General features: G+C 74.6%; 13 protein-coding genes. 5 read left to right on the forward strand and 8 right to left on the reverse strand.

Features of this window, described 5'->3' with window-relative positions:
* Positions 1–6 precede the first annotated feature (6 nt).
* A complete protein-coding gene (locus ACFFF6_RS00755) occupies positions 7–1,164 on the forward strand; it encodes a hypothetical protein (protein ID WP_376977291.1) in 1,158 nt (385 codons plus the stop codon).
* Here the strand turns inward: ACFFF6_RS00755 and ACFFF6_RS00760 are convergent.
* The 7 genes from ACFFF6_RS00760 to ACFFF6_RS00790 are packed head-to-tail and all read right to left on the reverse strand — an operon-like array spanning position 1,161 to position 8,565.
* A complete protein-coding gene (locus ACFFF6_RS00760; protein ID WP_376977292.1) occupies positions 1,161–1,820 on the reverse strand; it encodes a GOLPH3/VPS74 family protein in 660 nt (219 codons plus the stop codon). The genes ACFFF6_RS00755 and ACFFF6_RS00760 overlap by 4 nt on opposite strands.
* Before the next feature lie 55 nt (positions 1,821–1,875).
* Positions 1,876–2,943 carry an ABC transporter ATP-binding protein gene (locus ACFFF6_RS00765; RefSeq protein WP_376977293.1) on the reverse strand — a complete coding sequence of 356 codons (1,068 nt, stop codon included), beginning with the start codon at positions 2,941–2,943 and terminating at the stop codon, positions 1,876–1,878.
* Positions 2,940–4,517, reverse strand: coding sequence for an ABC transporter permease subunit (locus ACFFF6_RS00770; RefSeq protein WP_376977294.1), 1,578 nt, complete (start codon positions 4,515–4,517; stop codon positions 2,940–2,942). The genes ACFFF6_RS00765 and ACFFF6_RS00770 overlap by 4 nt, the downstream gene beginning before the upstream one ends.
* On the reverse strand, positions 4,514–5,530 hold the full coding sequence (locus ACFFF6_RS00775) for an ABC transporter substrate-binding protein (RefSeq protein WP_376977296.1): 1,017 nt from the start codon (positions 5,528–5,530) through the stop codon (positions 4,514–4,516). The genes ACFFF6_RS00770 and ACFFF6_RS00775 overlap by 4 nt, the downstream gene beginning before the upstream one ends.
* Positions 5,531–5,552: 22 nt before the next feature.
* Positions 5,553–6,941, reverse strand: a complete 1,389-nt coding sequence (locus tag ACFFF6_RS00780; protein WP_376977297.1) for an MFS transporter — start codon at positions 6,939–6,941, stop codon at positions 5,553–5,555.
* Between the two features lie 39 nt (positions 6,942–6,980).
* A complete protein-coding gene (locus ACFFF6_RS00785; protein WP_376977298.1) occupies positions 6,981–7,751 on the reverse strand; it encodes a response regulator transcription factor in 771 nt (256 codons plus the stop codon).
* 1 nt (position 7,752) lies between these two features.
* On the reverse strand, positions 7,753–8,565 hold the full coding sequence (locus ACFFF6_RS00790; protein ID WP_376977300.1) for a sensor histidine kinase: 813 nt from the start codon (positions 8,563–8,565) through the stop codon (positions 7,753–7,755).
* 34 nt (positions 8,566–8,599) lie between these two features.
* On the opposite strand from ACFFF6_RS00790, the gene rlmC reads away from it, so the two are divergent.
* From rlmC to ACFFF6_RS00810, 4 genes are all read left to right on the forward strand, one after another.
* A complete protein-coding gene (gene rlmC / locus ACFFF6_RS00795) occupies positions 8,600–9,751 on the forward strand; it encodes a 23S rRNA (uracil(747)-C(5))-methyltransferase RlmC (protein WP_376977301.1) in 1,152 nt (383 codons plus the stop codon).
* Positions 9,748–10,737 (forward strand): asparaginase, encoded by a 990-nt coding sequence (locus tag ACFFF6_RS00800; protein ID WP_376977303.1) that lies wholly within the window; start codon positions 9,748–9,750, stop codon positions 10,735–10,737. Before rlmC ends, ACFFF6_RS00800 begins: the two co-directional genes overlap by 4 nt.
* A gap of 85 nt (positions 10,738–10,822) precedes the next feature.
* Positions 10,823–11,722 carry a sulfurtransferase gene (locus ACFFF6_RS00805; RefSeq protein ID WP_376977305.1) on the forward strand — a complete coding sequence of 300 codons (900 nt, stop codon included), beginning with the start codon at positions 10,823–10,825 and terminating at the stop codon, positions 11,720–11,722.
* On the forward strand, positions 11,719–12,177 hold the full coding sequence (locus ACFFF6_RS00810) for a SufE family protein (RefSeq protein WP_376977307.1): 459 nt from the start codon (positions 11,719–11,721) through the stop codon (positions 12,175–12,177). Before ACFFF6_RS00805 ends, ACFFF6_RS00810 begins: the two co-directional genes overlap by 4 nt.
* Positions 12,178–12,181: 4 nt before the next feature.
* Here the strand turns inward: ACFFF6_RS00810 and ACFFF6_RS00815 are convergent, their stop codons facing one another.
* Positions 12,182–13,069 (reverse strand): universal stress protein, encoded by an 888-nt coding sequence (locus ACFFF6_RS00815; protein WP_376977309.1) that lies wholly within the window; start codon positions 13,067–13,069, stop codon positions 12,182–12,184.
* Positions 13,070–13,073 lie beyond the last annotated feature (4 nt).

Here is a 13,073-nt window from a genome sequence, read left to right on the forward strand (position 1 = left end):
TCGCTCGTGCTTCGACTGCTGCGGATGATCGGCCTGGGACTCCTCCTCGCAGGGGCGGTGATCTGGCTGATCACAGGTACCGATGCCGCGTGGTGGACCCTGCCGCTCGGGCTGACCCTGGCCATCTTCACCTCGGTGCTGCTGGGGGTCTCCCGCACCACGAGCCGACTTGCCTCGGTCCCGCCGCAGCTCGTGCAGGAGGCGCTGTCCGCGGGCCGCACCGGCGCCGCCCGCATCGACGGCCTGCGCCGCACGGGGACGATGATCAACGACCAGCCGGTCTGCGACCTCGAGCTGACCGTGCAGCCTCGCCTCGGCCCCGCCTACCGGACCCGGCGGCGCGACATCATCCCGCTGACGGAGATCCCGCAGGTCCAGCCCGGGCTGGTGCGGCCCGTCGTCATCCCCGCCGAGGGCGAGCCCGACGTGCAGTTCGTCGACGGCCAGGTCCCGATCGACAGCCTGCCGGTCGTCCCCGCGGCGTCCTCCGCGCTCCCGCTGCGCGTGCCCGCCCCCGGTCCGCTGCGCGTCGACGGCACCCGGCAGCGGCCGATCGTCAGCATCGACCCGCGCACCCGTCCGCTGCGGGTGCTCGTCTTCACCCTCGTGATGCTGCTGACCGCCGGGCTCGCACTCCTGCCCTACCGGGAGTCGGTCGAGCAGACCCTCGCCGTCCTGCCGGAGGGCACGGTGCGCATGGACGCCCGCTCCCCCGAGGGGATCTCGCGCGGGCTCGCACAGATCCAGAGGGAGGTCGGCCATGAAGGACTGCTCGAGGTGACCGTCAGCCCGGACTTCCTGAGCGCCGATGTGCCCGTGCGCGCGGGGGAGCTCGCCACGGACGCCTGGACCTCCCGGCACGGCATCCTCGAGAGCGAGGGTCCCGCCACGGTGCAGCCCGACTCCCCCGGCGAGCAGTTCTCCGCCTCCGAGATCGCCTGGGAGGCGCTGTGGCCCGCGGCGGAGCAGGCCGCCGCCGAGCAGGGCCTCGAGGGCCCCGGCGACACGATCTTCACGATCCGCCGTGCGACCGGCCACGACATGGACAGCGAGGACTTCGGTCTGCCTGTCGGACCGGTCGAGATCATCTTCTCCGTCGGCGACGAGTACACCTCGACGACGTACACGATGCGCGGGGACGGCAGCGGTCTGAGCGCGATCTAGCTGCCCATCATCATCATGGGCACGATCACCGCGGTCATCATCGCCGTCTGCATGGCCTGGTAGGAGGCGCGGACCGCGTCGACGGTGGGGACGTCCCGGGCGATCTCCTCGATGCGGTCCCGCATGGCGCGACGGCCCATGCCCGGCACGTCCTCGCGCAGGATCCGGTGGGCGAGGTCCATGGCCCGCAGGATCCCGAGGACGGCGGCGGCGCGCGGGGAGGCCGGCTCCTCCTCCTGCAGGACGGCGGCGAGCTGCCGTCGCAGCGCCTGCTCGGGCCCGGGCTCCTGGGTGCTGTAGCGGGTGGAGAAGATCCCCTTCTGCTCCTCGAGCACGCCCCTCTCGCACAGCTGCCGCCCGATGACGTGCGTGACATCGAGGCTCGAATGGCTGACCAGGCTCTGCAGCTTCCGACCGGGGAGCTGCCCGATCGCGGCGAGGACCCGGTCGAGGGCCGGGTCACCGGTCGGCGCGTCGTCGAGGAGGCGCACCCGCGGGTTCTTCGCCTCCTCGAGCTCGATCCGGCCGGCGAGGATCAGCTCGGTGACGGCGCCGGCCGCGAGCGGCGCACGACGGCTGCTGCCGGCCTCGGCGTAGCCGGTGTCCTTGGTGAGGAGGAGGAAGAGGGCGGCGGGGACGGACAGGGTGCTGCTCATCACTCCAGCCTGCCCGGATCGGGCGCTGCTGTCGAGGGGCGGCGCCCGCCGATCCTCAGGCCCGCACCGCCCAGACGGCCTCCGGGTCGAGGCAGACCTCGACCGGGGTCCCGGGTGCGAGCGGATCCTCGGCCGGGCCCAGCACCCGGCGGGAGACGAGGGTCCCGGCCGCGGTCTCGACGTCGTAGTCGACGTGATCCCCGCCGAAGCTGCCGCCCAGGATCCGGCCGCACGCGGGGTCGAGCTCGTCCGGCGGGGCGGGCCCGTCCCCGCTCTGCGGGCGGATCCTGATCGCATGGGCGTGCGCGAGCACGAGCGCCTCCTCCCCCGTCGCCGCCAGCTCCGGGTCCGCGGGGACCCACAGCTCCCGGCCCAGGGCGCGGACCCGCACCTGGCCTGCCCGGGCGGCGAGGACCGGGCATGGCAGCAGGTTCGGGACGCCGATGCGCTGGGCGACCCAGGCGTCGCGCGGCCGCCGGTACACCTCGCGCGGGGCGCCGATCTGGACGATCCGGCCCTCCCGCAGCACCGCGAGACGGTCGGCGACGGCGAGCGCCTCCGCCCAGTCGTGGGTGACGTACAGGGCCGCGGTGCACATCCGCCGGTGGGTGCGGAGGATCTCGCGGCGCAGGCCGACCCGGGCGGCGGGGTCGACGTGGGCGAGCGGCTCGTCCACCAGCAGCACCTCGGGCCGGCTGACGAGCGCGCGGGCGAGGGCGACGCGCTGGCGCTGTCCGGCCGAGAGCTGGTGCGGGAGGCGACGGGAGAGATGGTGCAGGTCCAGCGCGGTGAGCGCCGTCTCCAGCTGGTCCTCCTCGAGCGGGCCGCGCCGGGCCGACAGCGCCATGGCGATGTTCTCGGCGACGTCGAGCTGCGCGAACAGAGCCGGGACCTCGAACATCATGGTCACGCCGCGACGGTGGACGGGAACGGTCGTCACGTCCCGTCCGCGCAGCAGGATCCGGCCCTGCGCGAGCGGGTCGAGGCCGGTCACGGCGCGCAGCAGGGTCGTCTTCCCGGCGCCGGAGGGGCCGATGATCGCGAGCAGCTCCCCCGCCGCGACCTGCAGGTCCCACCCCGGGGTTCCGGCGATCTCGAGGGCCGGGTGGGACGGGGGCGTCATCGGAGCCTCCCGGCGGCGGCCGCGCCCAGCGCGAGCACGGCGATGACCAGGGCGACCAGCAGGGTGAGGACGAAGACGGGGGCGAGCGCGGCGCGGTCCAGCAGATCGAGGGCGAGGGCGGGGACCATCGGCGCGTCGGGGGCGGCTACGAGGACGACGGGGGTCACGGAGACCATCATGCGCACGAGGACGGCCGCCGCGGTCACCGCGACGAGCGGAGCGGCCTGCGGGAGGACCAGGCGCATCAGGCGCCGGCGCCGACCGATGCCGAGGACGCGGGCGGTCTCCTCCTCGCTCCGGGGGATCTGGGCGCGGGCGGCACGGGTCGCGACGTGCACGAGCGGCGCGGTCGAGGCGGCGAGGACGAGCACGATCGCGATCGATCCGGAGCCGAGCGAGGCTCCTCCCACGAGCGGGGGCAGGATGCCCAGCGGCGTCGGGGTCCCCAGGCGGTAGGCGAGGGAGACGGCCAGCCCGAGGGTCGTGCCCGGCAGCACCAGCAGGACCAGCTGCGCGCCGTCGACGACGGAGGCCAGTCCGCGCGGCCCGCGGGAGGCGAGCAGGGCCGTGCCGAGCCCGGCGGGCACGGCGACGAGGAGGGCGAGCAGGGCGTGCTGGAGCGTGGAGACGAGGGTCAGGACCGCCCCCTGCCCCAGCAGCTCCCCGGGCGCGCCGGCGGTGCGCAGGATCGCGGCGGCCAGGAGGGCCCCGATCCCGGCGAGGACGAGGAGGGTGAGCAGGCGGGCCGCATGCAGGAGCGGGGAGGTCGGCAGCGCGAGCGCGGGACCGGCGCCGTGGCCGTACCACGGCTCGGTGAGTCCTGCGCCCGGGCCGGAGGGGACCAGCAGCAGGAGCGGCAGCGCCGGCAGGGCCAGCAGCACGGCGATGAGCGCGGCGGTGCCCTCATCGCCCCAGGCCATCACCTCGAGATAGGCGGTGTGCGCCAGGGTGGGGACGCGCCCGCGCAGCACGGCGGGGATCGAGGGGTCCGCGAGCGCGGTCAGCAGCATGAGCACGCAGGCCGCGGCGAGGGGCCTCCGCAGCGGCGGGAGCAGCACGAGCCGCAGCACCCGCCCGGCGCCTCCGCCGTGCACCTGGACCGCATCGACGAGCCGGGGGTCCACCCCGCGCCAGGCGAGGCGGGCGGCGGCGTAGGGGTAGGGCAGCAGGGTGATCACGAGCGCGGCCAGCATGCCCCGGGCCCCGAGCAGGGGCGGAAGGATCCCGTGGAGCAGGCCGCCGCGCCCGCCCAGGGCGAGCACGGCGGCCGCCGCCGTGTACGGCGGGACCAGCAGCAGCGACAGCAGCGCCACGTCCAGGAGGCGCCGCGGTCCCGGCGGCAGGCAGCGGGCCGTCAGCGCGGCCGCGAGCCCGCCGAGGAGTGCCAGGACCGTCGCCCCCGCGGCGAGGGCCCCGGAGACGGCCGCGGTCCGTCCCAGCCCCGGTGCGATCCCGCCGCGCAGGGAGGCGAGGGCCTCGGCCAGGATGCGCAGCAGCGGCCAGCCCACGGCCAGCGCCGCTCCCACCAGCAGCACGAGCGGGAGCACGCGGGCCGCGCAGCCGATGCGGCTCACTGCGGGACCTCGGCCGCGAACCAGTCCAGCAGCGCGTCGCGACGGGCCGCGCGCTCCTCGAGCGGCGCCATCAGCAGGGGCGCCGCGAGCCGTCCGCGCACCGCGCCGAAGGATCCCGGCAGACCCGTCTGGGTGGGGACCTGGTGGATCCCGGAGGATGCCCCCGAGCGCTGGCCCTGCTCGGAGACCGCGTGATCGACGTAGCGGCGAGCCGCCGCCGGATGGGGAGCATCGGCGAGCACGGCGACCGCGCCGACCTCATAGCCGGTGCCGTCGCGCGGCAGGATCGTCGTGACCGGGGCTCCCGCGGCGGCGGCCGCCTCGCAGTACGGCGCGAAGCTGATCCCGACCGCGGCCTCGCCCTGGGCGACGACCTGGGCGGGCGCCGTCCCGGAGCGCGTGAACTGCGGGACCTGGGCATAGAGCCGGGAGAGGTAGTCCAGGCCCTCCTGCTCGCCGCGGCGGTCCAGCTGCACGAGCATCGTGGTGTAGGCGGTACCGGAGGTGCGGGGCGAGGCGGCGCTGACCCAGCCGGCGAGCGCGGGGTCCAGGAGGTCCTCCCAGCTGCGCGGCACCGGGGCGCCGATCTGCTCGAGCCGCGCCGCATCGGCGCAGAATCCCAGGAAGGAGACGTACACGCCGGTCCATCGGCCGCGGGGCTCGCGCAGCTCCGCGGGGATCCCCTCCGCCTGCGGGGAGGGGTACGGGGCGAGCAGCCCCTCCTGCGCGGCGGCGACGTACATCTCGGAGCCGCCGCCGTGCCAGACGTCGTATTCGGGGAGGCCCTCCCCGCGACGGATCCGCTCGAGCGCCTCGGAGGTGGGCAGGCGGTCCATGGTCACCGCCGTGCCGGTCTGCCGCGCGAAGTCCTCCGCCCAGGCGGCGCAGATCGCCGCGTCGTTCGAGCACAGGACGGTGACGGACGCCGATGCCTCAGGGGCCGTGCAGCCCGCGGTCGCGAGCAGCACGGCCCCCAGCACCGCCTGGGCGGCGATCCGGCGGAGGGTCCTCATGACCCTGCACGATAGCGGCGGTTCAGGAGTGCGCCCTGCGCATGAGCTTCTTCTCCTCGCGGCCGATGACCGCCATGATCGCGACCACGCCGAGAGCGCAGGCCGTCAGCACGCCGAAGGCGACGTCCCAGCCGAGGTAGCGGACCATGAGCCCCACGCCGGAGGAGGCGAGGGTCGCGCCCAGCAGGTAGCCGAACAGGCCCGTGAAGCCGGCCGCGGTCCCGGCGACCTCGCGGGGCGAGAGGTCGATGGCCTGCAGGCCGATGAGCATGACGGGGCCGTAGATGAGCCCGCCGATCACGGCGACCAGGACGATGGAGATCCAGATGGGCGCGCCGAGGGGCAGCAGCCAGTAGGCGAGCAGGGCGAGCGCGACCAGGGCCATGAACAGCATGCCGGTGCCGGAGCGGTAGCCGCGGAAGATCTTGTCGGAGATCCAGCCGCAGGCGAGGGTGCCGAGGATCCCGGCGAGCTCGAAGGTGACGAAGCCGGTGATGCCGTCGCCGATCTCCGCGCCGCGGACGTCGGCGAGGTAGACGGTGATCCAGTTCAGGACGCCGTAGCGCAGGGCGTACACGAACACGTTGGCGACGGCGAGAAGCACGATCACCCGGTTGGTGAGCACGTGGGTGCGCACGAACTGCCACATCGACGGCTTCTCCTCGCCGTCCAGCTCGATCGACACCTTCGCCGGGTCGTCGCGGTACTCCTCGATGGGCGGCAGGCCCTCCGACTCGGGGGTGTCGCGCATCAGCCAGAAGGCGACGGCGGCGACGACGAGGGCGATCAGGGAGGGGAACCAGAAGGCGGCGCGCCAGTCGTCGGCCGTCCAGTTCAGGGCGGCGGCCGCGGCGACGCCGAGGCCCGCGGCGCCCACGTTGTGGGCGGTGTTCCAGATGGAGGTCTTCCACCCGCGCTCGTTGGTGGAGAACCAGTGGACGAGGGTGCGGCCGGAGGCGGGCCAGCCCATGCCCTGGAACCAGCCGTTGATGAACATGACGGTCGCGAACACGGCGATCGAGCCGGAGACCCACGGGACGGTCGCGACGAACAGGTTCACGATCGCGCTGAGGGCCAGGCCCAGAGGCAGGAAGAACCGGGCGTTGGACCGGTCGGAGACCGTGGCCATGAAGAACTTCGAGAGGCCGTAGGCGAACAGGACGGCGTTGGCGATCAGGCCGATCCCGACCTCATCGATCCCGGTGTCCTCCATGAGCAGCGGCGCCACGAGGGAGACGTTGTTGCGGATCAGGTAGAAGCCCGCGTAGCCGATGAAGATCCCCATGAACACGCCGAAGCGCCGGCGGGGGTAGATCCGGCGGACCTCCTCATCGCTGAGGCGGGGCCTGGGGGGCGGGGCTGCGAGGAACCCGCGGCGCGTCGTCGCGGCCGGCTTCGTCGGGGCGGACATCGTTCTCCTTCATCGTCGGGGAGGGTCGATGCCACCCTGTCAGCGGCTCGGTGACCGCGGGGTGTCGCCCGGTGACGTTCGGTGACGATGCTCCGCGGGCAGCACCCGCAGGCGGTAGCCCTGGCCGCGGACGGCCTCGATGAGGTCCTCGGGGGCGCCCTGGGAGCGCATCTGCTGGCGCAGGCGGTACACCATCGACTTGACCATGTCGCGTCCGCCCTCCGTGCTCGCGGTCCCCCAGACGTCGCGCAGCAGGGAGCGCAGGGGCACGGGCCGCCCGGCCTCCTGGGCGAGGCGGGCCAGCAGCCGCAGCTCGGTCTCCGGCAGCTGCAAGGGCGCGCCGTCCCAGCTCGCGGCCCCGGCGCCGGGGTCCACCCGCAGCGCCCCGCAGCGCAGCATGTCCGCTGCGGAGCCCGCAGCCCCCGCGGCGGCGGTGCGGCGCAGCACGGCGCTGACCCGCAGGGCCAGCTCGCGGGGGCTGAAGGGCTTGGTGAGGTAGTCGTCGGCCCCGGCGCTGAGACCCGCGACGCGGTCGTCGACCTCGCCGAGGGCGGTCAGCAGGATGACGGGCACGTCGGAGGTCTCGCGGAGGCTGCGGCACAGCTCGACGCCGCTCTCCCCCGGCAGCATCACATCGAGCACGACGAGGTCGATGCCGCCGCCGGCGAGCACCTCGCGGGCCGCGGCGGCATGGCGCGCCGTCACGGTCCGCAGCCCCTGGGTCTCGAGGGCGAAGGCGATGATCGCCGTCATCTGCTCCTCGTCGTCGACGACCAGGATCCGCGGGGCGCGCGGGTCCGCCTCCCCCATCTCAGCCCTCCTGCCTGCTCGCATCCGGTCCGCCCGGCTCCGGCCAGGGCAGCACCACCATGATGCGGGTTCCGCGGCGGCTGAGGGTGTCGACCACGACACGTCCGCCATGGGCGTCGACGATCCGGGTGATCACGTCCATGCCGATCCCGGTGCCCTCCGGATGGCCGCTCCGGGCGGGGGCGAACAGGTCACCGCGGGCCTGCTCGTCCATGCCGGCGCCGTCGTCGGCGACCTCGATCACGGCGCCCTCGGCCGTCTCGTCCACGCGCACGGCCACCCGGGCCTCGGGCCCGGCGTGGCGGATCGCGTTGCCGAGCAGGTTCCAGAGCACCTGGCGGATCATGCCCGCATCGGCCTCGAGGACGAGGGGACCCCCGCGGCTGTCGAGCTCCACGGGCCGACGGCGGATCCGTCGCAGCTCGAGGACGGTCTCCCGCACGAGCGCGCGCACGTCCACGGCGGTGCGGTCCAGGTCGGGGGCGCCCGCGTCCCAGCGGGCCTCGAGCAGGAAGCCCTCCGCCATGCCGATCACGAGCGTCGTGTTGTCCACGATGGTCGTCACGAAGGAGCGCTGCTGCCGGTTCAGCGGGCCCGGGCTCTCCTCGGCGAGCAGATCCGCGGCTCCCTTGACGAGCGCGAGCGGGGTGCGGATCTCATGGGACAGGAGGCGGACGACGGTCCGCTCGGGCACGGGCGGGGCCTCCCGCGCCGGGGTGCGCGGACGGCGCCGACCCAGGAGCAGCCCGGCCGCGAGCCCGAGGGCGAGCCCCACCAGGCCCGCCGCGAGACCTGCCCCGAGCGCCGCGTCCATGCTCGGACCCTACCGCCCCCCGTAGACTTCCCCGGTGCGCTGCCATCACTTCGACGCGGGCACCTGCCGCTCCTGCACGCTGCTGGCGATGCCGCGGGACGCGCAGGTGGAGCGCTCCCGCGCTCGCGTCGAGGAGCTGCTGGCCCCGTTCGCCGCACCGGGCGGGCCGGTGTGGTCCCCGCCGGTCCTCAGCGCCGACGCCGGCTTCCGCGCGAAGGCGAAGATGGTCGCGACCGGCACCGCCGCGGAGCCCGTGCTCGGCATCGCCACGGGCGTCGACCTCGTGGACTGCCCCCTGTACCCGCCGGGCGTGGAGGAGCTGCTCGAGCAGGTGCGCTGGCTGATCCGCCGGGCCCAGGTCCCGCCGTACGACGTGGCGCGGCGCCGCGGGGAGCTCAAGCACGTGCTGGTGACGATCTCTCCCGAGGGCGAGCTCATGCTCCGCCTGGTGCTGCGCTCGACCGCGCCCCTGCCCCGGATCCGCGAGCATCTGCCCACGCTGCTCTCCCGCGCCCCGCGCCTGCGAGTGGTCAGCGCGAACATCCACCCCGAGCACAGGGCGGTCCTCGAGGGCCGCGAGGAGATCCACCTCGTCGGCGATGCGGCTCTGAGGATGCGGACCGGGGACGTGACGCTGCGGATCCGCCCGCAGTCCTTCCTGCAGACCAACACGGAGGTGGCCGGAGCCCTGTACCGGCAGGTCGCGGCGTGGATGGACGAGGTCGGGCCGGCCTCGGTCTGGGACCTGTACTGCGGGGTGGGCGGTTTCGCGCTCCACTGCGCGCGCACCCCCGGCCGCGAGGTCACGGGGGTCGAGCTGTCCGCGCAGGCGATCGAGGCGGCGCGCGAGGCGGCCGAGGCGGAGGGCATCCCGGCGACCTTCCATGCGGCCGATGCGACGACCTGGGCGATCGCGGAGGCCGCGCGATCGGGGCCTCCCGAGGCGGTGATCGTGAACCCGCCGCGGCGCGGCATCGGCCCCGAGCTCGCCGGCTTCCTCGAGGACAGCGGGGTGCGGGACGTCGTCTACTCCAGCTGCCATCCCACGACGCTGGCCCGGGACCTCGCGGCGATGCCGTCCCTGCAGGTGGCGGCCGGGCGCCTGGTCGACATGTTCCCGCACACGGAGCACGAGGAGGTCGTGGTCCTCCTGCGCCGCGCCGCGCCCGATATCCTGGCCCGATGACCTCCCCCCACGTCATCGTCCTCTCCCTGGGCGGCACGATCTTCATGTCCCAGGACGCGAGCGGCGCCGCCGCACCGGGCTCGCGGGGTCCCGCGGCGGTCGCGGGCATCGACGCCGGGGCGATCGAGGTCCGTCACCGCGAGATCGCGAACATCGGCTCCCCCTCGATCCGCCCTGCGGACCTGCGCACGGCTCTGGATCTGGCCCGGGAGGCGGTGGACGGGGGCGCGCTCGGGGTGGTCCTCAGCCACGGCACCGACACCCTCGAGGAGTCCGCCTTCCTGCTGCAGCGCTATTGGGACCGGGAGGCCCCGCTCGTGCTCACCGGCGCGATGCGGGCCGCGGATGCCCCGGGCGCCGACGGCCCGGCGAACCTGCGCGACGCGGTGCTCGCGGCCGCGGCCCCCTCGGCGCGCGGCCTCGGCGTGCTCGTGGTGATGGACGCGGCCGCGCATCTCGCGGACCGGGTGACGAAGCTGTCCTCGCGGGAGGTGGGCGCCTTCGGCTCGGAGCCCGGCGGCCCCCTCGCGATCGTCGCCCCGGACGACCTGCACCTGCTGCAGGGCCCGCTGCCGCGCCGCGGCTTCGTGGGCGGGGACCTGCCCCGCGAGCTGCCCTCCGTGCCGGTGCTCGCGCTCGGCATCGGCGACGAGGCCGCGCTGCTGGACGCCGTCCCGGCCGGGAGCCTCGCGGGCCTCGTGCTGATCGGCTCGGGGATGGGGCACGTGCCGGCCGCGGCGATGGACCGGGTGCGCGCGCACATCGCCGGCGGCACGGCGGTCGTGGTCGCGACGCGGACCCCGCGCGGCGGGACCTCGGACCGCCACTACTCCTATCCCGGCAGCGAGGTCGACCTGCAGCGGGCCGGGGCCGTGATGGCCGGCCTGCTGAGCGCCCACAAGGCGCGGCTGCTGCTGCAGGTCCTGCTCGCGGACGGCGCGGACGCCTCCCGCCTCCGGGCCGCCTTCGCCGAGCACGCGGTGTGAGTGTGACCGTGCTCGCGACCGCCGGTGCGGATCCTCGGCAGCAGTGACACACTGGAACCATCGACCATCGACCCAAGGAGACGCTATGACCGTCCCGTTCGATCCCGCCGCCTCCCTCCAGCAGTACGCGCATCCGGAGAAGCTCGTGAGCACCGCGTGGCTCGCGGAGAACCTCGGGGCGGAGGGCCTCGTGGTCGTCGAGTCCGACGAGGACGTCCTCCTCTACGAGACGGGCCACATCCCCGGCGCGGTGAAGATCGACTGGCACCTGGATCTCAACGATCCGGTGACCCGCGACTACATCGACGGCGAGGCCTTCGCGGAGCTCCTGGGGCGCCACGGCATCACCCGCGAGACGACCGTCGTCGTCTACGGCGACAAGTCGAACTGGTGGGCGGCCTATGCGCTCTGGGTCTTCGAGCTGTTCGGCCATCCGGACGTGCGCCTGCTCGACGGCGGTCGCGCCGCCTGGGAGGCGGAGGGTCGCGCGTACACGACCGACGTCCCCCTCCGCGAGCCGGCCCGGTACCCCGTGATCGAGCGCGAGGACGCCCCCATCCGCGCCTACCGCGAGCAGGTCCTGGACTTCCTGGGCGGTCAGCTCGTCGACGTCCGCTCCCCCCAGGAGTACACCGGCGAGCGCACCCACATGCCCGACTACCCCCAGGAGGGCACGGTCCGCGGCGGCCACATCCCCACCGCGCAGTCGGTGCCGTGGGCGCGGGCGGCCGCCGAGGACGGGCGCTTCAGGGGTCGCGAGGAGCTGGAGGCGATCTACCTGGGCGAGAAGGGCTTCGATCCCGCCGCGGCGACCATCGCCTACTGCCGCATCGGCGAGCGCTCGAGCCACACCTGGTTCGTGCTGCGCTACCTGCTGGGCTTCGAGGACGTCCGCAACTACGACGGCTCGTGGACCGAATGGGGCAATGCCGTGCGCCTGCCGATCGCGATCGGCACGGAGCCGGGCGAGGTCACGGCCCGATGAGCCCCGAGTCCCCGCGCGTCCTGCCCGAGGCCTTCGCGGAGATCGTCGGCGACTTCCAGGCGCTCGGAGGGCGCGACCGCCTCCAGCTGCTGCTCGAGTTCTCCCGGGGCCTGCCGGCGCTGCCCGAGCGCTACGCCGACCATCCCGAGCTGCTCGAGCCCGTGCCGGAGTGCCAGTCCCCGATCTTCCTCATCACCGAGGTCGAGGGCACGGGGCGGGACGCCGCGGCGCGCCTGTTCTTCTCGGCCCCGCCGGAGGCCCCGACCTCCCGCGGCTTCGCCGGCATCCTCGCGGAGGGCCTGGACGGCCTGTCCGTGGGCCAGATCCTCGACGTCCCGGCCGATGTCACCGAGGAGCTGGGCCTCGCCGAGGTCGTCAGCCCCCTGCGCCTGCGCGGCATGGCGGGGATGCTGGCCCGCGTGAAGCGTCAGCTGAAGGAGAAGGCCGCCGCCTGAGCGCTCAGCTCTCCTCGACGACCTGCGGGGCCTCGTCGGTCTCGACCGGGATATGCTCATGGCGGCAGATCGCGGCATTGCCGGGGGCATGATGCATGATCGCGTGCGCGGTCGAGCCGAAGCGGCGCCGCCCCTGCCCCTGGAAGCCGACCACGACGATCCTCGCCTCCTGCGCGGCGGCCAGGAGACCCTGCGGGACCGTGCGGCTCTCGACCAGCTCGCCGGTCACCTCGATCCCCGCGTCCTCGCCCAGCTCGACGCGCGCCTGGGCGACGCCCTCCTCGAGCACCTGGGCGGCCTCCTGCGCGCTCATGGCGGAGCGCCCGTCGACGACGCGGTGGACGTGGACGATCTTCAGCGGCGACCGCCGCATGCGGGCGATGCGGACGCCGGAGACGACCGCCTCGGCGCCGGCCTGCGAGCCGTCGACGCCGACGAGGACGGGCCCCTCGGGCTCCTCCTCGGTGCGCACGACGAGCACCGGGCAGCCGGCATGAGTGACCAGGCCCAGGCTCACCGAGCCCAGCAGCATGCCGAAGAAGCCGCCCAGCCCCCGGTGCCCCACCACCACGAGGTCCGCGGTGCGGGAGGCCTCGCCGAGGACGACGCGCGCATGCCCCGTGATGAGCGACGTCCCGACCTGCACCCCCGGTGCGGCGGCCCGCGCCTCCTCGGCCGCGCCGCGCAGCAGCGCGAGGGCCTGATTGCGCAGGCCGGAGTCGGCGACGCCGTCGACGGGCTCGACGTTCTTCCCGAGCAGCGGCCAGATCCAGGCATGGATGATGCGCAGCTCCTTGCCGGCGGCGAGGGCCAGGCGGGCGGCGTAGCGCACGGCGAGCGAGGAGGCGGCGGAGTCGTCATGCCCGACGACGATCTTCCCGGAGTAGTCCATGACC

The sequence above is a fragment of the Brachybacterium hainanense genome, from assembly GCF_042434575.1.
Classification (GTDB): Bacteria; Actinomycetota; Actinomycetes; order Actinomycetales; family Dermabacteraceae; genus Brachybacterium; species Brachybacterium hainanense.